The organism is Enterococcus rotai, from assembly GCF_001465345.1.
GTDB classification, from domain to species: domain Bacteria; phylum Bacillota; class Bacilli; order Lactobacillales; family Enterococcaceae; genus Enterococcus_L; species Enterococcus_L rotai.
Genome location: NZ_CP013655.1, coordinates 1627276 through 1649917, shown reverse-complemented (window position 1 = coordinate 1649917; position 22642 = coordinate 1627276). Strand labels below are relative to the sequence as shown.

17 protein-coding genes are annotated in these 22642 nt (G+C 38.0%); 7 read left to right on the top strand and 10 right to left on the bottom strand.

Features of this window, described 5'->3' with window-relative positions; all coding sequences use genetic code 11:
- Positions 1-130: 130 nt before the first annotated feature.
- Both mfd and pth read right to left on the bottom strand, forming a co-directional pair.
- Positions 131-3664 (bottom strand): transcription-repair coupling factor, encoded by a 3534-nt coding sequence (gene mfd, locus ATZ35_RS07605; protein WP_208930222.1) that lies wholly within the window; start codon positions 3662-3664, stop codon positions 131-133.
- Between the two features lie 33 nt (positions 3665-3697).
- The gene (pth, locus tag ATZ35_RS07600) at positions 3698-4264 is read right to left on the bottom strand and encodes an aminoacyl-tRNA hydrolase (RefSeq protein WP_208930221.1); all 567 of its coding nucleotides are present in this window, start codon (positions 4262-4264) and stop codon (positions 3698-3700) included.
- A 338-nt stretch (positions 4265-4602) separates the two neighbouring features.
- On the opposite strand from pth, the gene ATZ35_RS07595 reads away from it, so the two are divergent.
- Complete coding sequence (locus ATZ35_RS07595; RefSeq protein ID WP_025873392.1) at positions 4603-5583, top strand: L-lactate dehydrogenase; 981 nt, start codon at positions 4603-4605, stop codon at positions 5581-5583.
- 43 nt (positions 5584-5626) lie between these two features.
- On the opposite strand, the gene ATZ35_RS07590 is transcribed toward ATZ35_RS07595, so the two are convergent.
- The 4 genes from ATZ35_RS07590 to ATZ35_RS07575 all read right to left on the bottom strand — a co-directional run bounded on the left by ATZ35_RS07590 (position 5627) and on the right by ATZ35_RS07575 (position 9485).
- Positions 5627-7123, bottom strand: coding sequence for an aldehyde dehydrogenase family protein (locus ATZ35_RS07590; protein WP_208930220.1), 1497 nt, complete (start codon positions 7121-7123; stop codon positions 5627-5629).
- A gap of 261 nt (positions 7124-7384) precedes the next feature.
- The gene (locus tag ATZ35_RS07585; RefSeq protein WP_208930219.1) at positions 7385-7903 is read right to left on the bottom strand and encodes a transcription repressor NadR; all 519 of its coding nucleotides are present in this window, start codon (positions 7901-7903) and stop codon (positions 7385-7387) included.
- Positions 7904-7924: 21 nt separating this feature from the next.
- The gene (locus ATZ35_RS07580) at positions 7925-8767 is read right to left on the bottom strand and encodes a chorismate mutase (RefSeq protein WP_208930218.1); all 843 of its coding nucleotides are present in this window, start codon (positions 8765-8767) and stop codon (positions 7925-7927) included.
- Between the two features lies 1 nt (position 8768).
- Positions 8769-9485 (bottom strand): NAD-dependent protein deacylase, encoded by a 717-nt coding sequence (locus ATZ35_RS07575; RefSeq protein WP_208930217.1) that lies wholly within the window; start codon positions 9483-9485, stop codon positions 8769-8771.
- A 192-nt stretch (positions 9486-9677) separates the two neighbouring features.
- On the opposite strand from ATZ35_RS07575, the gene ATZ35_RS07570 reads away from it, so the two are divergent.
- Positions 9678-9977: a hypothetical protein gene (locus ATZ35_RS07570; protein ID WP_086276943.1), complete on the top strand. Its 300-nt coding sequence runs from the start codon at positions 9678-9680 to the stop codon at positions 9975-9977.
- 84 nt (positions 9978-10061) lie between these two features.
- Here the strand turns inward: ATZ35_RS07570 and queG are convergent, their stop codons facing one another.
- Positions 10062-11207, bottom strand: a complete 1146-nt coding sequence (gene queG / locus ATZ35_RS07565) for a tRNA epoxyqueuosine(34) reductase QueG (protein WP_208930216.1) — start codon at positions 11205-11207, stop codon at positions 10062-10064.
- A 303-nt stretch (positions 11208-11510) separates the two neighbouring features.
- Between queG and ATZ35_RS07560 the strand changes: the two genes are divergently transcribed.
- Positions 11511-13487, top strand: a complete 1977-nt coding sequence (locus ATZ35_RS07560; RefSeq protein ID WP_208930215.1) for a MucBP domain-containing protein — start codon at positions 11511-11513, stop codon at positions 13485-13487.
- 129 nt (positions 13488-13616) lie between these two features.
- Here the strand turns inward: ATZ35_RS07560 and ATZ35_RS07555 are convergent, their stop codons facing one another.
- Positions 13617-14663, bottom strand: a complete 1047-nt coding sequence (locus ATZ35_RS07555) for a zinc-binding alcohol dehydrogenase family protein (protein WP_208930214.1) — start codon at positions 14661-14663, stop codon at positions 13617-13619.
- Positions 14664-14888: 225 nt separating this feature from the next.
- Here ATZ35_RS07555 and ATZ35_RS07550 point away from each other — a divergent pair, with 225 nt between their 5' ends.
- The 4 genes from ATZ35_RS07550 to ATZ35_RS07535 all read left to right on the top strand — a co-directional run bounded on the left by ATZ35_RS07550 (position 14889) and on the right by ATZ35_RS07535 (position 19360).
- Positions 14889-15830, top strand: a complete 942-nt coding sequence (locus tag ATZ35_RS07550) for an AAA family ATPase (protein ID WP_208930213.1) — start codon at positions 14889-14891, stop codon at positions 15828-15830.
- 2 nt (positions 15831-15832) lie between these two features.
- Entirely contained in the window at positions 15833-16909 is a 1077-nt protein-coding gene (locus ATZ35_RS07545) for a DUF58 domain-containing protein (RefSeq protein WP_208930212.1), read from the top strand.
- Positions 16899-19055, top strand: coding sequence for a DUF4129 domain-containing transglutaminase family protein (locus ATZ35_RS07540; RefSeq protein ID WP_208930211.1), 2157 nt, complete (start codon positions 16899-16901; stop codon positions 19053-19055). Before ATZ35_RS07545 ends, ATZ35_RS07540 begins: the two co-directional genes overlap by 11 nt.
- A 200-nt stretch (positions 19056-19255) precedes the next feature.
- Positions 19256-19360, top strand: coding sequence for a putative holin-like toxin (locus ATZ35_RS07535; RefSeq protein WP_208930210.1), 105 nt, complete (start codon positions 19256-19258; stop codon positions 19358-19360).
- Positions 19361-19709: 349 nt separating this feature from the next.
- Here the strand turns inward: ATZ35_RS07535 and ATZ35_RS07530 are convergent, their stop codons facing one another.
- Positions 19710-20771, bottom strand: coding sequence for a C45 family autoproteolytic acyltransferase/hydrolase (locus ATZ35_RS07530; protein WP_208930209.1), 1062 nt, complete (start codon positions 20769-20771; stop codon positions 19710-19712).
- A 29-nt stretch (positions 20772-20800) separates the two neighbouring features.
- Positions 20801-22447: a peptide ABC transporter substrate-binding protein gene (locus ATZ35_RS07525; protein WP_208930208.1), complete on the bottom strand. Its 1647-nt coding sequence runs from the start codon at positions 22445-22447 to the stop codon at positions 20801-20803.
- Positions 22448-22642: the final 195 nt, after the last annotated feature.

Sequence of the window (22642 nt, the reverse complement as noted above, 5' to 3'; positions counted from 1 at the left end):
GCTCGTTTAACCTCGACTGAAAAATAGGAAAATACGAAGGTGACGCTTTTTGTCACATGCGGATTTTATCTTTTTTCCGAGAGGTTAGCCTGTGAAGCTGGATAAGTCTAAATGCTGATCAGGCTCATTTTCATTCTGCCTCAGCAATGGCAGTCTTATACTTTTCTTGCCTCAAAGCTGTCGTAAACAAGGCAACTTCCTGCAGCCAAGCAGCTTCTTTCATATCTTTAGGCAGTTTCAAGCGAATCGACATTTTTTCATTGTCAACAGCAAGATCTGCTTTTAACTGAGTGTGTGATAATGCTTCAAAAATTTGTTCTACATTATACGTTTTCGTCCCGATTTTGCTCAAAGTAAACGTAATTTCTTGTTGTCTCTTACGGATTGTTTCCACTAAGGCGCGATCACCATCCATTTTAATTTGCCCAGTCGTTAATAAATGAGCGACTTCATCGGGATATTCGCCAAAACGATCAAGCAGATCTGCTTCAAGTTCATCATACATATCTCTATTTTCAAGTTGACGAATTCGTTTGTAAATCTCAATTTTTTGACGTTCATCCGAAATATAACTAGTTGGTAAATAGGCGTCAATTCCTAGATCAATCTCAACAGATGTTTTTTGATCTTGAATATTTTTCCCTTGTTTACGGGCGACTGCTTCTGAAAGCATTTGTGAATACATGTCAAAGCCGACTGAATCGATAAAGCCATGTTGCTGAGCGCCTAATAAATTTCCTGCACCACGAATCGATAAATCGCGCATCGCAATTTTAAAGCCTGATCCTAGTTCAGTGAAGTCTTTGATCGCTTCTAATCGTTTTTCACTAACTTCGTTTAAAATCTTTTGCTGTTCGTACATAAAATAGGCATACGCCACACGATTGCTTCGGCCAACTCTACCACGTAATTGATACAAGGTTGATAAGCCCATGTAATCAGCATTTTCTACAAATAACGTATTCGCATTGGGAATATCAACACCCGTTTCAATAATTGTAGTCGTCACTAAAACGTCGTATTGTCGCTCAATAAAGTCAAACAAGGTATTTTCTAGTTGAACTTCGGTCATTTGCCCATGTGCATAAGCAATTCTAGCCTCTGGAACCAAGGCTTGGATTTCTTCCACTTTTTGCTCAATCGTATCTACACGATTATAGAGATAAAAAACTTGTCCATCTCGCGCCATTTCTCTTTCAATCGCTTCTCTAATCGCACCTGGATTATGCTCCATTACATAGGTCTGGATCGGATAACGATTTTCCGGTGGCGTTTCAATAACAGATAAATCACGTACGCCAAGCATCGACATATGCAGAGTCCTTGGAATCGGTGTTGCAGTCAAGGTTAAAACATCAACTTGTGCTCGCAGTTGTTTTAAACGTTCTTTATGTTTTACACCAAAGCGTTGTTCTTCATCAATCACTAGTAAACCTAAATCGCTGAATTGCACATCTTGAGAAAGTAAACGATGTGTTCCTACAACAATATCCACTTGACCATGTTTGATTTTTTCGATAGTTTCTCTTTGTTGTTTTTTCGTTCTAAAGCGGCTTAATAAACCCACTTCTACTGGAAACCCTTCAAAACGATCTACCATCGTTTCATAATGTTGCTGAGCTAAAATCGTGGTTGGAACTAGAAAGGCTACTTGTTTATTGTTATTGATTGCTTTAAAAGCCGCACGTAAAGCCACTTCTGTTTTCCCATACCCCACATCACCAACTAATAAACGATCCATTGGTCGTGTTTTTTCCATATCATGTTTAATTTCAGCCGTACTACGTAACTGATCGTCTGTTTCACTATAGGGAAATGCATCTTCAAATTCTTTTTGATACGCATCATCTGGTGGAAAAGCATAGCCTTTTTCCGATTCTCTGGATGCATATAATTGAATCAAATCATCTGCAATGTCTTCGATTTTAGACGTAACTTTTCGTTTTGTTTTACTCCACTCGCTACCGCCCAATTTATTCACTTTCGGCGATTTCGATTCAGAAGCAACGAATTTCTGTATCAGATTTAGTTGCGTAACGGGAATAAACAGTTTGTCGTCATTTTGATATAAAATCGTGATGTAATCTTGGTGAACACCATCGACTTCCAAGGTCTGCATTCCAATATATTTCCCGATCCCATGGTTTGCGTGAACAACATAGTCACCATTTTTTAAATCACTATAGCTTTTTAATCTTTCCGCATTAGAAACAGTTTGACGTCTGGCTCTTTTTTTGGTCGTTGTATGGAAAATTTCTTTTTCGGTGATGGTGACGAGTTTTTCCACAGGGAGTTCAAAACCTGACTGCAAGGAACCTTGAACGATTTGAATTTTTCCTTCTATTAAACGGTCAGCTGCAGCAGTCACGCTAGCAATGTCGAAATCCCGAAACAGTTCTTCAACTTTTTGACTCCGTTCTTTCGTTGGGACAAATACCACAACCGTTTGATCTTGTTTTTGCCAACGATCCATTTCAGTTTTTAATAATGGCATTTGACCAAAAAATTGCTGCATTGAGCGATATTGGAAGTTATGAACCGCTTGAAAACGGAGATTGCCCATCCCTTTTTGAAATAATGAAAAGAAGGTTGTTGCAAAAGTCATTTTCCGTACTTGCTCATGAAACTCTAAACCAAAAGTCTGTTCAGGAAAAACGCGCATTTCTTCTAATTTAAGAACTTGCCACTCATTTTCTTCACGAATTATCTCACGTTCTGCCTCTAAGATACGAGCATAATCATCAATAAAGACCAAGCTATCTTCTGGTAGATAATCAAGCAAGGTTGTCTTAGTTTCATATAGAAGGTCTGTATAGTAATGGGCTGTATCGGTAGGAATCCCTTGATTCCAGGATGTTGCCAACTGACCAAAATAATCTTGGAGAAAGTCTTTTTCAGCAGCGTCTTTCACAATTGCCACTCGTTTTTCTAAAGCATTCGTTAATTGTTTTTCCCCATGAATCAAATCTGCTTTCGAAAAGACTAAGTCTGTCATCGGCGAAAGCGTCACAGATTCAATGTTGCCGACTGATCGCTGCGTATCTGCTTCAAAATAACGCAAAGAATCGATCTCGATATCAAACAATTCTGCTCGAACTGGATAGTCAGAGTTCAGTGGATAGACATCGACAATACTTCCTCGAATGCTGAAATCACCAGGTTTCCCCACTAAAGACTCACGTTGATAGCCCATTAAGACCAATTGCTGCGCCAAAGTATCTAGCTCAATTTCACCACCAAGTTCCCAGTGAAGCTGAGCTTGTCCCCAAGTCTGTTTACTCGGCAAGTACTTTCTTAACCCAGCTACAGGCACCACAATGATTCCCGCTTGATCTGTCAAAAGAAAGTTTAGCGCTGCAACCCTTTCTGCCCTAGCTTCCGGCGAAGAAAAAGCCATTTCAGCTGATAAAACCTCATCTACAGGAAATAGGTACACTTCTTCATCTGATAAAATATTACGAAAGTCTTCAACTAGCTGATTCCCATAATAAAGATTTGGAACAGCCACAACGACTTTTTTATTTTTTTGTTTAAACCCACTGGTCATAACCAATGTCTTGGCTGAGCCAGCTAAGCCAGTAATCAATTGGCGGGTATTTCCTGTTAACTGCGTTTGCCAATCTCGGGCTAGTTCACTTGCGCCAATCCGTTCAATGATGTTCAAAACAGGCTCCTCCTTCTATGCTTTTTATTCTACTTATTTCCCATTAAATTGATTCATCGTATCGACAAAGGTATGACCTTCACACGCATAAATCGCTGCATCCGCTGCATTTTTCACAGCTAATAAAATTTCTTCATGCTTGTCTTTAGGAAACCCAGTCAGCACGTGATGAACGACAGTGTTACTCCCGATAGGACGACCAATGCCGATCTTGATTCTTGGAAACACATTTGTGCCCAAATGTGCGATCAAGCTTTTAATGCCATTATGTCCACCTGCACTGCCTTTCTGGCGTAGACGAATCTTACCGATTTCTAAATCTAAATCATCGTAAATTACGATCAAGTCTTCTTCTTCAACGCCGTAATAAGTCATTAATGGCCCAACTGAACGACCGGATTCATTCATAAATGTCAGCGGTTTGACTAGCATGATCTTTTCCGTTCCTATAAAAAATTCAGCAATATCGGCTTCAAATTGACTACTATTAAATGTGGCATTGTAGCGATGAGCAATCTCATCCAACGTGATAAACCCAATATTGTGTTTCGTTTCTCGATACTTACTTCCTGGATTGCCTAATCCGACGATCATTTTCATTTATCTATATTCTCCTTATTAAAAGGTGCTTTTATCACCATCTATTCATTCTCCAACACAAAATACCCGAGCAGGAAAATCCTCTGCCCAGTTTTTTTTATAATTATACCATAAAACAAACGTTTGCCGATGCTTTTAAATTCTTAAAAAAGCTGTAAGCTTCATTACAGAAAAAAATGTTGACCAAAACACAAATAGTGAAATAGCGCACATGAAAGAGTTTTCTTATGAAACACCTTGAAAAACTGTATTAATATAAAAAACAAAAAACGTGACAAACCTCACAAACGGTGGTATTATCATTGTGATAAAACAATTATCTGAAAGGAATGATACACATGACTGCAGCAGTTGGGAACAAAGACCACCAAAAGGTAATTTTAGTTGGAGATGGCGCTGTCGGATCTAGTTATGCTTTTGCCTTAGTTACTCAAAATATTGCTCAAGAAGTTGGTATTATTGATATAGATACAAAGAAAACTGAAGGAGATGCCGCTGATTTATCTCATGCGTTAGCTTTTACTTCTCCTAAAAAGATTTATGCCGCAACATATGACGACTGTCACGATGCTGACCTTGTTGTTTTAACAGCAGGTGCCGCACAAAAACCTGGTGAAACACGGATTGATTTAGTACACAAAAACTTAAAGATCAACAAACAAATCGTTACAGCGATCGTTGATTCTGGTTTTAGCGGAATTTTCTTAGTTGCTGCTAATCCAGTTGATATTTTAACTTATTCTACATGGAAATTCTCAGGATTTCCAAAGGAACGCGTTATCGGTTCTGGAACTTCACTTGATTCAGCTCGTTTCCGTCAAGCAATCGCTGAATTAGTAGATGTAGATGCTCGTAACGTCCATGCTTATATTCTAGGCGAACATGGGGATACTGAATTTCCAGTTTGGTCTCATGCCAATGTTGCCGGCTTACAAATTTACGAATGGGTTAAAAACAATCCAGATGTTGATGAAGAAGCGATGGTCAATTTATTCTTTAATGTACGAGATGCTGCGTATTCGATCATTGAGAAAAAAGGGGCGACATTCTATGGAATCGCCGCTGCTTTAGCCCGAATCACAAAAGCGATTTTAGACGATGAAGATTCTGTTTTCCCACTTTCTGTTTATTTAGATGGTGAGTATGGACAAAATGATATCTATATCGGTGCACCAGCTGTAATCAACCGTCAAGGAATCAAACAAGTCATTGAAATTCCGTTGACTGATTCAGAAAAAGATCGTATGAATGCTTCTGCAAATGCGTTGAAAGAAGTAATCAAATCTGCTTTTGAAAAATTTGAAGCTGAAAATAATTAATTATAAAAAGCATCGCAGCTAATTGGTTGCGATGCTTTTTGTATTAATTATATAATCCGTCTGACTCTTCTTTGGTCACAATATAAATATTCTTCATTTGTGTATAGGCATCTAGCATTGATTTATGTGTTTCACGTCCAATACCAGATTTTTTATATCCGCCAAATGGAGCTCCAGCAGGCAATTGATTATACGTGTTGACCCACATCCGTCCAGTTCTAACTTTACGAGCAACACGCAGGGCTGTGTTGATATTTTGTGAGAATACGGCTCCACCTAACCCATAATCAGATTGATTCGCTAAAGCAATCACTTCTTCTTCTGATTTAAACTTGATCACAGTTGCTACTGGACCAAATATTTCTTCTTGTGCAATACACATCGCATTGTTGGCGTCTGCTAATAACGTGGGTTCCAAAAATGCGCCTTTATCTAAGCCATTCTCAGTGATTTTACGTCCACCTGTAACCAGTTTAGCCCCTTCTTTTGTGCCGATTTCAACATATTTTAAAATATCTTTTAATTGTTTTTCATTGATTTGCGCACCCATTTGTACACCCGTTTCCCACGGGAGACCGACTTTGATACTCTCAAATTTTTCTTTCAGTGCTGTTATAAATTTATCGTAGATCCCCTCTTGAACAAAAACACGAGAACCAGCACAACAAACCTGTCCTTGGTTAAATAAAATCCCTAATTGAACGCCTTCTAACGCTCGCTCCCAATTTGCATCATCAAAAATAATATTGGCTGATTTTCCACCTAATTCTAAAGTTGCTGGAATCAATTTCTCTGCTGCTGCCTTTGCAACTGTATAGCCAATTTCCGTTGATCCTGTAAACGCTAATTTATCAAAGCCTTGGTGTTCCAACATATAGTTTCCAGAGTCAGACCCTTTACCTGTGATTAAATTCACAACACCTTTTGGCAAAACTTGATCCAATAACTTAAATAGTTCCAGTAAACTTAAAGAGGTTGTCGAAGATGGGTGGATCACAACTGTATTGCCCGCAGCAATAGCAGGTGCTAACTTCCAAGCGCCCATCAATAGCGGGAAATTCCACGGAATGATCTGACCTACAACACCGATCGGTTCTTTAAGCACAATGGACAACGTATTTTGATCAAAGTCTTTTACAGAACCTTCCTCGGCCCTAATCACACCAGCAAAATAACGGAAGTGATCTGCAGTAGCTGGAACATCAATCGACATTGTTTCACGTAGCGGTTTACCATTATCCAATGTTTCAACTAAAGCCAAATGTTCTGTATTTGCATCGATCAAATCAGCGATTTCCAACAATAAATTACTGCGCGTAGTAACATTCACATCTTTCCACGTCTTGAACGCAGCTTGTGCCGCTGCGATCGCCTGATCAACATCCTCATGAGTCGCATCAACAAAATCTGCCAATTTTTCTCCATTACTTGGATTATAACTAGTCATTTTCTGATTTCCTGAACCATTTGTCCACTTGCCGTCAATATACAATTGATATGTGCCATCCACCGTGTTACGAACATCGATTGGTCTACTCACTTAAAAACACCCCTTCTTATTTTTGGTTACGCTTACATTTTATATCTATAAAGCAAAAAAGTAAATAGAGATTTGCCATTTGTATTTTAAAATTCAAAAATGGTCTAATTAACGATCCTTTAAAAATTATTTTGTAACAAAAAAAATATACGCAATTATCGCATTGTGATAACTACATACCCACTAAGAGAGCAAAGAATTTCACACTAAAAACAATGACCCGAGATAAACTAAACTAGTTTGATCTCAAATCATTGTTTTTTAGCCTTTATATAAAATATTTTTTAGCTCTAGTGCTGCTTTGATTTGTTGAAAAGTAGCTTCGTCTTTACAGCGAATCGTATGCAGATGAACACCATCTGTCAGCTCAGACAATAAAGTCGTGCTGTTCTTTTCATAATTCTCGACAAACTCTGTTATTGCTTTTTTGGTCTTGATATGCAAACCACCAGTCAACTCACCGTAAATAGGATGCTCAACAATAACATCGATAACTTCTCCACCTAGCGAGATAATCGTCAACAATTCATCTTTGGTTTGATCGGGTGAGTGTTGACACGCAATTTTTCGAATAATCCCTTGCTGATCTTCTGCTCTTTCAAGTAAGTACCCTCTAGCTGTTGCAATAATTTCATACCCTGCCGCTCTTAAAAGTGCAACATCTCCTACCACGATTTGACGGCTGACCTTGAATTCTTTGGCAAAACGACTGGCACTGATCGGTTTTTCAGTTGTTTCTAATTGTAGTAAAATGGCTTCTCGTCTTTTTACGCCATCCATTCAAATCCCTCCCTGTCATCTTTAATCTAGTTGTTTTTGCTGAAAATGTTTGGATGCATCCATAATTCCTTGATACGTTTCTTTGATGACTTCTTGATAGTCTTCATTTTGGACATACGTCGCGACTTTAGCTAAAACGTCTTGTTCTCTAGTTGTATCTAAAATTTGTGTATCGGACGTCTTTTTGATTGCTACGATTGCTTCGACAACTTCCATACGTTCTTCTAATAAAGCGACGATTTTTTTATCTAAAGTATCGATTTTGTCTCGTTGGCTCATTAGTGGAGACTGCTTATTATCATCTAGTTCTATTTCCTTGATGATTTTCGCAGGATTGCCGCCGATCACACAATTATCTGGAAACGATTTGGTTACAACAGCCCCAGCTGCTACTACCACATTATTCCCTAATGTCACGCCAGGTGCGATGATTACACCGCCGCCAAGCCACACATTGTCACCGATTGTGATCGGTTTTCCGTATTCTAAACCGCTGTTTCGTTTGACTGGATGTAGTGGATGTGTAGCTGCATATAATTGAGCGTTTGGTCCAAACATGCAGTTGTCTCCAATCGTGATTGGGCAAATATCTAAGAAAATACTATTGAAATTCGCATAGAAATTTTTCCCCACATGAATGTTAAAACCATAGTCAAAACTAATCGACGGTTCGATATAACTGCCTGTTCCGGTCGAGCCAAAGGTTTCTTCAACTAATTGACGGCGAATCTGCGTGTCTTCTTCTCGATTGATCAGCTTCATTTGTTCTCTAGCAAATTTTCGCGCTGTTGCTAATTCAGGATCTCCTGCAAAATACAGTTCGCCGTCGATCATCTTTTGTCGTTCTGATTTAATTTCTTCCATATTAAAGCTCCTCTGTCACTATATTTTCAAAGACCTTTACTGCATCTTCTTTTAAGAAATAAGCCTCTCTGTTTAAATGAATCGGGGTTTGATTGATCACTAAAACAGTCGCCGTAGCTTTTGCGTAATGAATCAAGTCACAAAATGGGTGCACTTGAAAGCTAGTACCCACGATTACGATCAAATCGGTCTTTGCTACAGCTTCAATCGACATGGTTATCGCTTGTTCATCTAAGCCTTCTTCATATAAAACGATATTCGGCCGAATTTGTCCACCGCATTGCTCATGGTGATCAGAAACTAAATATGCTTCTGCTGAAACAGCTTGACCACACTTCCTACAATAACAATCATACAAGTCCCCATGAAAATTAACTAATTGCTGTGTTTTGGCTTTTGCATGTAGGCCATCGATATTTTGAGAAATGACCCATGTATTTTTTATTTTTGCTATGTTTGCTATTTTCAAGTGGATACTATTTGGTTTTGCATCAGGATGATATAACGTTTGCACAAATGAATAAAATTTTTCTGGCTCCTCACGCATACAGGTCTGGCTTAATAAATATTCAGGGCGTTCGATCCCGTGATAAATACCAGATAGCGAGCGATAATCAGGTATGCCAGATGCTGTTGAAACACCTGCCCCTGTTAAAAAGGTGATTTGTTCCGCCTGTTTGATTAAAATGTGCGCTTTCGTTTCATCGATTGTTTGCATCGTCTCATCTCCTAATAGGTTTATTATAACGTAAAGATAGAGTGGAGAGAAAACATATTCGCACAAAAAGAAAATTACTCCCTTTCCTACTGATTGATCTCGGTAAGAATGTTCCCTTTTTCACTGTCTTTTCATGACAAACAAAAGAGAACGTGATAGAATACATAATGTATAAAAGTGAGGTGAAACTTCGTGGTAGCATTTATTATTTATTGGGCAGCTATTTTAGTCTGCATCGCTTGGGGTGTTTTAAGCATCTGGTTTTCGATCTACTATCTTTCACGTAAAGAAAACGGAAATCTATGGGCGTTTGCATTTTTCAACGTTCTTGCAGCTATTGTTTTAGCAATTGTTTTAGTTATTTACAAAACGTGGGATTTCGATATTACAACTTATTCAAGCTTGATTTACACAATCTTAGCTTCATATGGTGTCTTAACAGTCTTACAAGCAATTTTAGGCCGCGAACCAAAAGAAGCTGCGAAAGCTTAATTCTTATTTGATGATTAAAAAGCACTGAAAAGGAATTCTTTTCAGTGCTTTTTTCGTTGGAATGACCTGTCTGCCAAACATTGCTTAGCTCTCTAATCGTTTAATAGCATTTCTGATTTCCACAAGTACCTCTTCTTCTGGTTCTACTTCCAATAATTCATTCAAAACACCTAACCATTTTTCCGCTTCTTTATTTCCAAGTTTTCCAATTGCCCAGATAGCCGTCCCTCTGATTACAGGACGCACATCTTCTGTTGCACATCTGTAAATCTCTGGCAACGCACTGCGGTCACCTAAATTGGCTAATGCAATCAAGGCATTTCTTTGCAATGGCTTTTTCCCCCGCCAGGATCCTGAAAGATGCCCAAAGGTTTCTTTAAATTCTTTATTGGAAATGCTCAGCATCGGCTTTAGTTTAGGATAAACAGTATCGACCTCTGGTTCCATTTCTTTATGAAAATGAAAATCCTTCCCGCGATTATAGGGACAAACAAGCTGACAAATATCACAACCGTAGATAACATTATGCATTTTCTTTCGGTATTCTTCTGGCATCATTTCTTTGGTTTGGGTTTGATAAGACAAGCATTTTTTTGCGTTCATGCTCCCATTCCCTAAAAGTGCCTGTGTGGGACAAGCTGTTACACACCGCGTACAATCGCCGCAACCAAACGCAACAGGTTCATCTACTTCAAAATCAATATTTGTCACGATCTCTCCTAAATAAACAAAGGAGCCGAACTCTTCTGTGATCAACAAACCATTTCTTCCGATAAACCCTAGCCCAGCACGTTGGGCAACAGCTACATCTACTAATTCGCCAGTATCAACTTGAGGTGCAAACCGCCATGCTTCAGTCTCTTCAAGACTTTCGGCTTGTGATTGAATAAAAGCAATCAATTTCGCTAACCGATCTCGCAACACATCATGATAATCAATCCCCCATGATGCTCGGGCAAACATGCCTCTTTTTTCATCTCTTGGTACTTTTCCTTCTATTTTAGTAGGATAAGCTAACGCAATCGAAATAATTGTTTTTGGATTCTCAAATGTTTTTTCAGGATAAATTCTCTCTTCGATCACTTGATGTTCAAAGCCTGAATTAAAGCCAAGTTCCCTTTGCTCTTTTAATGACTCTTCTAGTTCATAGAAAGGTTGCGCTGAAGCAAATCCAATCTTATCGATCCCTAGCCGCTTACTTTCTGCTACGATTTTTTGTTTTAATGACATGAGATACTCCCTACTTAAGATAGTACCTTCATTATAAGCTACCGCCTCAAAACTTGTCACCCTTTTGCTTTTATCTTTAATTTTCTATTTATTTCCAAATACAAAAAGCGTATTTAATTTTTCTCTCATCTAAAAAAAGATTAGAAGCGCCTAATCTCCAGTTTTTCCACACTTTTCATTATTTTTATGTTATTTTTCATAAAAAAATTTAATTTTATTCGTATTTTTATGATAAAATGATTTGTGATAATACATTTTTTATTATCTTCACACACTTTATTCTGAACTATGGAGGAACTACATATGAAAAACAGAACTATTACACCACTACATAAGAAAAGATCCGTCCGCGCAGTTATGGTGCTGGCACTTTTAGCACCGACTTTGCTCACCACTTCTCATGTTTTCGCTGAAGATAGTCCCGCTGAAACTGAGCAAACCACGCCTGCAGTATCACAAGAAAGCGCTGAAACAACAGAAGCAACACTTGAGTCTGCTACTACTGTTGAAAGTTCTAGCACAGAAGCAATCCCGGAAACAACAATTCCTGTGGAAAATGAAACAACGATGTCAACGACAGAATCTATCACAGAAAACGAAGCTGTACCAACATCGATCGCACCTAGAGCAGATACTATTGAAATCGCCGATCCCGTTTTAAAACAAGCAATCGTTTCATCAGTAGGTCTTCCTGCTGGCAGTGAACTGACACAAGCAGACATGGATCGTTTAACGAATCTTAATCTTAGTTCAACTCTAATCACTAGTCTTTCTGGATTAGAACACGCAACCAATTTAAGCTCTATTTACATGAATGTTAATAATAGCATAACCGACTTCAGTCCATTAGAACAGCTATCTTCGTTAACTTATGTTACGCTTCAAACCAAAAGTTTAACTAGCGCTAATTTCCCTGATCTAAGTAAAAATACCGGGTTGACCAATCTAAGTGTAGCCGCTACAAGTATTGACAATGATGTCTTGCCTAAGATCGCTCAGTTAACCTCACTAACACGTATTTACATGGACACAAATATGAATATCACATCCATTGCCCCTTTTAAAGCACTGCCTAATCTGACATCACTTTCTGTTCAGTTTTGTGGAATCACGGATTTTACTGTAATCAATGAATTCCCTGTGCTTAATAATTTGTCAGCATTCGGACAAAATACAGGTCGTACCGATCTACCAACAACACTTGGTCGTTCTACTTTAGATTATGACTTTGATCAAGAAACGTTATTTTTACCATTTTCAATGATGCCAAACCGAATGACGAACTTCGATGGTTATGTTCCACCGTTTACAACATCAAATTCTGCTAGTAATACTTACCTTGATTTCAACGGTACACAATTACCTGCAAATCGTCTCCAGATCACTGATTTAGGTATTACAGTTTCTGGGGTGACAGAAGATGAGTTTAAAAACCTTACAAGTTTTGAATACAATGCACGTCTAAATAATCCAGCTGGAACTTATGCACAACCGGATGGTTTTACTTTCTATGCTATTTCATCAGGAACTTATTTGCATCAATTCACTATTCTTGATGACGGCCAACCAGTTACCATTCATTATCAAGATGAAGCTGGAAAAGAGTTGTTAGCTAGCGAAACACGTTCTGGTTTAGTTGGGCAAACATTTGAGATCACAGCTCCAGAAATTACTGGTTATGAGCTAACAGAATTACCTGCCAATGCATCAGGTAGTTTCACTGATCAAGAACAAACAGTGACCTTTGTTTACAAAAAAACTTCTGAACCGATCATTAAAGGAACCGTGACTGCTTATTATGTTGATACAACGGGTACCGAGCTGAAAAAAATCGAGCAGACCGAAGTAGTTGGAACTCCTTTTACAACAGAACAACTAGCTTTTAAAGACTACACATTTAAAGAAGTAACAGGAAACCAAACAGGTTTATTTACGAAAGAAGCTCAGAAAGTAACATATGTTTATACGAAAGATAAAGATACAACAGAGCCAACTGCATCGACTGATTCTTCTGAATCAACCGAATCAAGTGAATCGACTGAAACAACTACGTCAAATACTGATAATAGCGAAACAAACGATTCCGCTAACCAAGTTCCAAATACTTCTAACAGCAACACGCCTTCACCAAAAGCAAGCGCTAAAGCGAATACAACGGCTAAAAAGAAGTTGCCTGCTACAGGTGAACAATCAAGTTACGCTTGGTTATTCCTTGGTTTACTTGTCATTGGCTTCGTCAACTATCAATATGTTTTAAAAAAGGTAAAACAAAAAAAATAACCTTTGATTAAATAAAAAATACAAGAGTGAACAAAAGCGAACCCAAACTTTTGCCCGCTCTTGTGTTTTTTTATTGTCCGAATAAACTAACGACCTTGGTTGTCTCTTGATTTACAACATCACTTACGATTATTTAGGTTCTCCATTAAACGGTCCGCTGACCACGACTTTCCCATTCATATGCCCTGTTTCCACATCTGCAGTAGCTTTTTTCAAATTGGCAGCATTGATCCCATTTGAATAGGCTTTTCCTACAGTCGTCACAATTTCTCCCGCTTCTACCAGTTGTGCTATCAGAGCTAGTGTTTGACCTTGTGTTTCGATTCGATCCTGATAATCTGTTTTAGCAAACATATATTCCCAATCAAAACTAACCGACTTATTTTTCAAAAGACTGATGTCTAAAGGCTCTTCTACACCTACGATCGTTCCAACATGCCCGAAAGGTTTGATTACTTCAGCCACTGTGGCAAAGTACGAAGTGATATCAAATAAAACGGCTACATAATCCACCTGCTGAACCGCCAATTCTGTTAAACTCTGTTTTAAATTTTTATGATAGTCGAGAGGATAAGTTACGCCATTTCTCTTCAACCTATCAAAATTTTTAGGACTAGCCGTAGCGTAAACCGTCAGACCAGCCCAAGCAGCCAATTGCGTCAATATCGAACCCACACCCCCTGCTCCGTTGATGACTAAAATCGTTTTGCCCTGATTAGCCTGTTTTTTCGGAATCAAGCCGAATTTTTCAACTAATAATTCATAGGCTGTCAAAGAAGTAAGGGGGAGCGATGCCGCTTCTTCATCGTTTAAATTGCTAGGAGCTACTGCCGCAATTGCTTCATGTACTAATTGAAATTCTTGATTGCTACCAGCTCGTTTCGTTGTCCCTGCATAATAAACTCGATCACCTATAGAGAATTTTTTGACATCCTTACCCACAGCGACAACTTCGCCGACCCCATCAAAACCTAAAACAGTTAAAGTCGTTTGTTTCTTTGTTGTTTGTCTTAGCTTTATATCAACAGGGTTAACAGAGACCGCTTTAACCTTGACAAGAATGTCTTGAGCTGCTGGGATTGGGATCAGTTTATCTTTATCAATAAAGCTTGCCTCATTCGTAATAGGAAATCCTTCAAAAAAACCGACTGCTTTCATTTGAGTTTTTTTCTCCATTCGTTTCATTCCTCCAATTAACTATTTATTCATTAGTATGAACTCAATCGTTTACGATGAACAGTGATTTGTCTCATTCCTTTGGCTTTTTATGTACTATATTAAGAAACTCTTATGACATCTTGCAACAGACGAATGTTATCTATACAATAAAATAAAATACATCTATTATCTAGCTTGGCTGATCTATTTTGCTTAGCTTTTACAATAAGGAGATTACACAATATGCTTGAATCCGCACACACACAAATCACATCATTGATCGATGAAATGGAAAAAGTTATTTTAGGAAAACGTGATATCTTACAATTAACTGTGACCGCTTTCTTAGCTGGCGGTCATGTTTTACTTGAAGACATACCCGGTGTCGGTAAAACGATGATGGTCAAGACTTTAGCAAAAGCGACACATGGTACATTTAATCGAATTCAATTTACCCCAGATTTACTGCCTAGTGATATTTTAGGTGTTTCTATTTACAATACAGCCGAGCACCGATTTGAATTTCATCAAGGACCAGTCTTTACAACCGTTCTATTAGCGGATGAAATCAATCGAACGACGCCTAGAACTCAAGCTGCATTATTGGAAGCTATGTCTGAAAACCATGTAACGATCGATAATCACACGTATCCATTAGATGAGCACTTCTTTGTCTTAGCAACTCAAAACCCGTTAGATTACGAAGGAACTTATCCTCTACCAGAAGCTCAGCTAGATCGCTTTTTATTTAAACTCCAGATTGGCTATCCTGAATTTACAGATGAACTTAATTTAATCTTGAATCAAACTGGACATGAGCTGAATCGAGTACGACAAATCTTGAATGCTTCTGAAATCAGTCAGTTAAAACAGATTGTTGACGATATCTATGTGGATCCTGTAGTTGCTAGATATGCTTTGCAATTAGTTCATGTTACTCGGAATCATGACGGAATAGCTCTTGGAATCAGTCCGCGCGGATCCGTTTCATTTATACGAGCTGCTAAGGCATTTGCGTTAACTGAAGGAAGAAATTACGTTACACCTAGTGATCTACAACAAATTTTACCTGCAACTTTTGGCCATCGCTTGCTATTAAAAGGCGGACAACCAGCCACGTCAAAACACTTAGAAGACATTTTTGAGCAGTTACTTAGACAAGTACCTGTTCCAGTTAGGAAATAGTTATGAGACGATACTTGATCAATAACCTTATCCGAGCTATCGGTATCGCTTTTGTTTACACTGCTGTTTTTCTATATGCAATTATTTTTAACAATCCAACTGGTTGGTTACTGTTTTTCTTTTTGCTCTTTTTATTGTTGCTAGATATTTTGACTTTGCTGCCTTCTCTAAAAAAAATTAAGGTTCACTCAATAGAAAAAACAATTTACAGAGTCCATCAATCAAGTAACATTCAAGTAGAACTCTTTCGCTATCGTCCAACACTGTTGCCAATTCCAACACTCTTGGTTTTTTTAAGCGAAAATAGCGCAACAAACAGCCACTATTTAGGTCTATATTCAGGACAGCGAAAAGATCTGGCTTTTGAGTGGCGCCCTTCCCAGAGAGGTATTTTCCAAGAGCTTTCATTTGTCCTTGTCAGTACAGACTTATTCCGGCTATTTTCTAAACAATATGCAGTCAAGGCTGCAGGTCCATTTGTGGTCATGCCTACGTTGCAGATAGATGTAGCAGAACAACTTTATCACCAACTAGTGAACTCAATGGTAAATTTTACTACCCCTTTTGGGAATCAAACTTTTTCGATTCGAAATTTCCGCAACTATCAGGTAGGAGATCCGTTCAATTTAGTTGATTGGAAACTATCTGGAAAAAGAAATGAATTGATCGTGAAAGAATACGAACACGAAGCCGAAACAGAAACTTATTTTGTATTTTATGGTTTGGCTCATGAAAAATTTGAAGAACTTGTTTCTATCTATTATTCATTTATTCACTTCGTTGAGCATAAACTATCGTTTCAACAAACGATTCTAGCTGATATTCCTGATACTGCACTAAAAGAATTTACCATGGCCACCGTAGCTCCTTTGTCACAGGAGTGTGCTCTACCGTCTTATTCAAATAAAAAATTAGTGATTTTTACGCCTTGTAAGACACCCCAGTTAGCAGAACAATTAAATCATTTGGAGAAGACAAATGAGCTCTGTTTAATTACGTTTGAGGAAGGGGCTCTCGCTTTTCTTTGGAAAGATCAAATAAGCTCGCTCCATAAAGGAGGTCCTATTTTTGAAAAATAGTCTAAAAGAAAGATGGCCTTTTGCACTGCTCAGTTTTTTTATCTTAATAACAGCTGCTCTGCCTTTTTTAAAAGTCTATAATCTAGCCCAAGCAAACACATTCTTTTTCGGTGGGATGTTGGCATTGGTTTGTTCTATGACTTTACTTGTCAAAAACCAATTAGTTATTTTACCGTTTTATATGCTTAGTTATTCGTTTACACTTTACTATTATTTCCCTTTTTCTCGATCATTCGGCTTTTCTTGGTTCAGTGTTTTTGTTCAGAAAATGCTAGTCACCTATCCAAAAATGATTAGCGGGGAAATTAATTACTTACCTGATTTTTTTGCTTTGGCGATTATTTTATTTTTACTGATTTTATTAAATGTACTCTTGATCCGTTATGAGCGGTGGCTACTCGGTACTTTGTTGTTGATTGGTTATTTGCTTATGCTGGCGGTGTTTAATCGTTTAAATTTAGGGCTTCACGTTATTTTGATCACAAGTTTTGCCATTCTTTTTTATGGATTGAAACACACGCCGAATTGGTTGGCCAAACAAGTCAAATTGAAGCTATTTTTATTAAGTAGTACTGCGCTGTTCTTGATCGCTGTCGGCTCGTATTTCTTTCCTGTGCTATTTCCTCAATCACAGATTTTTTTAATTACGCAAACTGCAAGCATTCGTGATTACGTAAATCAACAAGGAATCTATCAAAAAATTGAGGGTTATGGGAGTGACTCTTTGGCTACAGCTGGTTTTAGTGAAAACGACGCTCAATTAGGTGGACCGTTGTCAGATGATCAATCGGTACTTTTCACAGCTAAACAGACCAGTGAGCATTATTGGCGTGTGGAAACCAAAAATTACTATACTGGAAAAGGTTGGAAGAATACTTCTGAAATAGTCACAGTAGCTGCAGAACACCCTTTGATTCTCTCTACAAATCTTGAATATCAAGGGACTTTAGCTGCTGAAACAAGCATCACATTGACTTTTAACGCCCCAAAAGACTATTTGCCTTATCCTTACGGAACGATTTCCCTTCCAATTAACGAGCTTGGACAGGTAGAACAGATCAAAGATAAACAACGAATCAATCTTACATCGAAGCCTAAATCGATTCAGTTTACTTGGCAAAAGCCTACATTTACTCAAGAATCGTTGGGGCAAGTGCCTTATCAAATTTCGCTAGATGAACAAAATAGTCAAATTCCTCTGACTACACCAAATCGGATCAAAGAGCTAGCTATTTCAATTACTGAAAATCAAGTCACTCTTTACGATAAGGTAAAAGCTGTTGAGCGCTATCTAAAACAAGAGGGTGGTTATCGCTATTCAAAAACGGATACACCTTTTACTCCACAAAATGAGGATTATGTTGATCACTTTCTTTTTGAATCAAAAGTTGGTTATTGTGATAATTTCTCCAGTGCTATGACGATCTTACTTCGGTCAATCGGTATTTCTAGTCGTTGGGCAAAGGGATTTTCACCTGGTGAACTCACGCGCTCTGAAAATACAGGATATCAAGAATATACCATTAAAAATAGCGATGCTCATTCTTGGCCAGAAGTTTACTTTGAAGGATATGGTTGGATCCCGTTTGAACCCACACCAAGTTTTGTCAACGAAGTTAGTCAAGCTACAGCAACAACCACTTCTAGTACAGAAAAGACACTTGAAAGCTCAGCAGAAACCACTGTGTCTTCTGAAACAAAAAATCGAACTGAAGCTACTTCTAGCAATTCAGAACCTGTCACTAAAAAAAATACACAAGATTCTGTAAGTAGCCCATGGCTTCCAGTTTTGCGTAATATGGCTATCGGCTTATTGATTATCTTATTAGCAGTCGGCAGTTTCTTTTTGAAAAAGTACTTTTTCTTGCTTCGTTTCAGCCTAGCTCTAAAACTTCATCCAAAGCAGTTTGCTAAAGCTTACTCGCTATTATTACGTAAAGCAGAGCATATTTTACCGCGACAGCCCGATGAACCCTTAACTAGTTATGCTCAACGGTTGGAGCATGCGTATGTACAATTTCACGGTAGTTTCATCCAATTGACGGAGTTATATGAGCAGAATTTATATGGCGATGTAAAAGCTAAAAAAGTAGATTATGCGGGGCTATTGAAGCATACAGCTGGATTGTTGACTCGTTTGAAGTAACGTAGCATTTAAACATATAACGCTACTATACAAACAGGACTATGAGAAAACACACTCGTATTAAGTCAAAACAAAAACAACTTAAACAGCCAATTGTATGATATACTGAACATTGTAGAAAAGTTATGACGGTGGCTACTTCCGAAGGGTGGTGGTGCTTATGCAAGTAAGTACTAAAATCTACGAAAGGAGAAAGCCTTTTGTCTGCATTAGAAACAATTCAATTGATTCTAAGTTTTGGTATGTTTACCATGACTTTGATTAAATTGATTGTAGATATGCTAAAACAAGACAAAAAAAAATAACCGTCTTATCTTTGGCAGGATAACGGTTATTTTTAACTTATAAAAAACTGCTACCGTCTTAAACGGTTCTACATAAGAGGGATGTGAGCTAACATATCCCTCTTTTCATTTTCATTATATCACTATTTTATAAAATTAGCTAATTTTATAATAGATCGAAATTCCCAAAAATCACCAGTAAAACTAAATTATCATTACTATAAAAGTATGATTTTACATTTTGTTTTTTAGTATTTAACCAATGCTCAAAATCACTTAGTCCACAAAGTCAGTTCTTTAACCTAGATAACTTGCATTATTCACTCTTAAATAGCCATTAGTCTCCTCTAGAAAAAGTACCTGGGTTTTCTTATCCAAACCATTGTTTAAACTGGTACGTATGAAATGGCTGTTCGCATGCATTCCCAAAGGCTAAATGCATATTTCCTTTTCCTAAATCAAAAACCATCGAAGCTAATGATTTGGATAACGGGTGCTCTGGCGAAGGATGATTACAGACACTTTTCGGAAAATTACGATGATTGGCTAAAAACTGTTTACCTAACTCCGCATCAATAATTCCAACATTTTCATTTACGATCGCTTCCATTGCTTCAAAACGAGAATGAGAGGTTTTAGAACCGCCTTCTTCTGGTTCTTCTAGGGCAATACTATTATGATTGGCGTGAATCATAACATCTGCTGGTGCATGTTCATAAATTTTGTTTGGAAAACACTCAAAACTTGCGATTCCTTCAGTTGAATGCGATAGGCTAAACTGATTTGGCACTGCATGAGGAATGCTATACAGATATTCACGCGCTTCTTTTAAGCTTTTCTTGTTGAGCAACTCTCTGATGATGCCCGCAGTCGGCAGACCAGCCTGACGCTGTCCATTGTCGATATAGGTCCACATCACGGCTAAGCCATAATTGTTCATACCCATATAGGCTGGAATGCCTGGATGACTGTAAATCAACGCTTCAAAATCAGTCTCGCTATCTATATGATGAACGACGCAATCAACTTCTGATCGGTATTCATCCAGTCTTTCATCATTGGTTTGTCCACAAATCACGGAACCATCAAGAGTCGCATTTCCTTTAGCAGCAAATGAGGTACATTTATCACTGATCAATTCATCAAAAAATGAGCGTTCGTAAATCGTATACAGATACAAAATCTCTTGAAAATCTAGGCCACTTCCTTGAGCTACGCCTTTCATTTCCGCCACTACGTTCGGTGCGAATTTTTCTGTATAGTCAAGATATATTTGTGCTGTTTCCAACCATTTATCCACGATTTCAGTTGGATCTTTATAAAATAATTTTTGACTGGATAAATTCGTTTGGATCTGCATTTTTAATATTTTACCGATTTCAACTCCGCGTTCAAAGGCTGAGCCTGTTACTTGAATATATCGGTGAATCATCTAATCCACTCCTTTTCAACTTTCAATTGCTACTCAATAAATGTCCATTTATAATCATACTCTGGTCCAGAAGGCAAAATACCTTTGACTTTAGGATTTCGTAAATGGGCCTCCGCTTTTTGGTAGACTGGACAAACACCCATCGTATTCATCAAAACCTTTTCCGCTTCAAGCAAGTCTGTCCAGCGTGCTTTGGGATTCCCAGCATCAGTCGTAGCCGATGCTTTCAAATACTTATCGAATTCTTTGTTATTATATTTACCACTATTATTGATATTATCAGATGCAAATAGTTCTAAAAATACACTAGGATCATTATATTCTGCACCCCAACCGACTAAAATCATATCAAAATCACCTTGATTGCCCCGCTCTAGTCGAACGGAAAGTGGTACAGAAGAAACTTCTACCGTGACCCCTTTCAAGGTTCCTTGAATTGCACCTTGCATGTATTCTACCACTTTTTTAGCTGAATCAGCATCGGATGAAAGTAAATTAATTTTAAGCGTGTCGATCCCCAGCTCTTTTTGGGCTTTTTCCCAGGATTCTTGGGCTTTTTCTGGATCATATTTCAAATGATTACCAGAATCTTTCACAAAATCAGCTTCTGTTTCAGGATTGAAGGACATATTTTTAGGGACTAATCCTGTTGCTGCAATCGATCCATCACCTAATACTTGATCAACTAATGTTTGACGATCTAAAGCATATGAAATGGCTTTACGGATATTTTCATTTTGGAATTCTTTTTTTGTCTGGTTATATTCAACATATGTTGCATTCGACATATCTTGTGAGAAAAACGCTGGATCATCGACCATTTGTTGAGCTAATTCGCCTGTTACAACGATATCATCTGTTTGACCATCTTGAAACAGATTTAAAGCAGTCGCATCTTCTTTGACTACATCAAAATCGATTTTCTCCATCTTAACATTGGCTTGATCCCAATATTTTTCATTTTTTACATAGCTCCATTTTGTATCTGTTCCTGCCCCTTCAAAATCACTTAGGACAAAAGGACCATTGTATACCATATGTTCACTTGAACTAGCATATTTTTCACCACTTTTATTAATTGTTTTTTCATTTTGCGGGAAAAATGGCGGTAGTGACAGTAGCGATTCCATATAAGGAACAGGTACTTCTAGTGTCACCTCTAACTCATAATCATTTAACGCTTTTATACCTAAATCTTCTGCTGGTGCTTGGCCATCCATGATTGCTTGATAATTTTTGATTGATTCAAATAGGTAAGCAACCTCTGAAGCCGTTTTTGGTGCTACCGTCCGTTGCCATCCATAAACATAATCTGCTGCAACTACTGGATCACCAGTTGACCATACTGCGTCTTCTCTTAATTTAATGGTGTAAGTTAAACCGTCTTCACTGATTTTTGGTGACTCAGCGGCACCTGCTGGAATTAATTTTCCATCCTTATCAGCACGGAATAATCCTTCACTGGTATTTTTCAATACGCCCCACCCAACGACATCATTTGTAACCGATGCATCGATCGATGGAATTTCTTGTTTAGCAACAACGGAAAATGTTTGTTCATCGTTTGCTGATTTTTGACCAGAATCACCAGTCTTTGCTCCACTAGAACCGCATCCACTCAATAAAATGGTTAAGCTTGCAGCCGCTAGCAAATACCCTAATGTTGTATTTCTCATCCCGTAACCTCCTGTATAGTTAAGCTGTATTGTAACGAACAATAACACTCATTATCATACCATAATAAAAAAGTGTTTTCTCATTAAATTCCTGTTATTCTTTTATCGTTTTTTCTCCATAGACTTACTATCACAGTTAGAACAGCCGCTCACTATTCAGATTGACTTGCATCCAAGTCGATCTTATGTGACAAT

Bases quoted from the DNA above. Each gene is read 5' to 3' on its own strand.
- pth (WP_208930221.1), bottom strand. From the start codon at position 4,264: ATGAAAATGATCGTCGGATTAGGCAATCCAGGAAGTAAGTATCGAGAA.
- ATZ35_RS07595 (WP_025873392.1), top strand. From the start codon at position 4,603: ATGACTGCAGCAGTTGGGAACAAAGACCACCAAAAGGTAATTTTAGTT.
- ATZ35_RS07585 (WP_208930219.1), bottom strand. From the start codon at position 7,903: ATGGATGGCGTAAAAAGACGAGAAGCCATTTTACTACAATTAGAAACA.
- ATZ35_RS07580 (WP_208930218.1), bottom strand. From the start codon at position 8,767: ATGGAAGAAATTAAATCAGAACGACAAAAGATGATCGACGGCGAACTG.
- ATZ35_RS07575 (WP_208930217.1), bottom strand. From the start codon at position 9,485: ATGCAAACAATCGATGAAACGAAAGCGCACATTTTAATCAAACAGGCG.
- queG (WP_208930216.1), bottom strand. From the start codon at position 11,207: ATGTCATTAAAACAAAAAATCGTAGCAGAAAGTAAGCGGCTAGGGATC.
- ATZ35_RS07560 (WP_208930215.1), top strand. From the start codon at position 11,511: ATGAAAAACAGAACTATTACACCACTACATAAGAAAAGATCCGTCCGC.
- ATZ35_RS07555 (WP_208930214.1), bottom strand. From the start codon at position 14,663: ATGGAGAAAAAAACTCAAATGAAAGCAGTCGGTTTTTTTGAAGGATTT.
- ATZ35_RS07550 (WP_208930213.1), top strand. From the start codon at position 14,889: ATGCTTGAATCCGCACACACACAAATCACATCATTGATCGATGAAATG.
- ATZ35_RS07545 (WP_208930212.1), top strand. From the start codon at position 15,833: ATGAGACGATACTTGATCAATAACCTTATCCGAGCTATCGGTATCGCT.
- ATZ35_RS07530 (WP_208930209.1), bottom strand. From the start codon at position 20,771: ATGATTCACCGATATATTCAAGTAACAGGCTCAGCCTTTGAACGCGGA.
- ATZ35_RS07525 (WP_208930208.1), bottom strand. From the start codon at position 22,447: ATGAGAAATACAACATTAGGGTATTTGCTAGCGGCTGCAAGCTTAACC.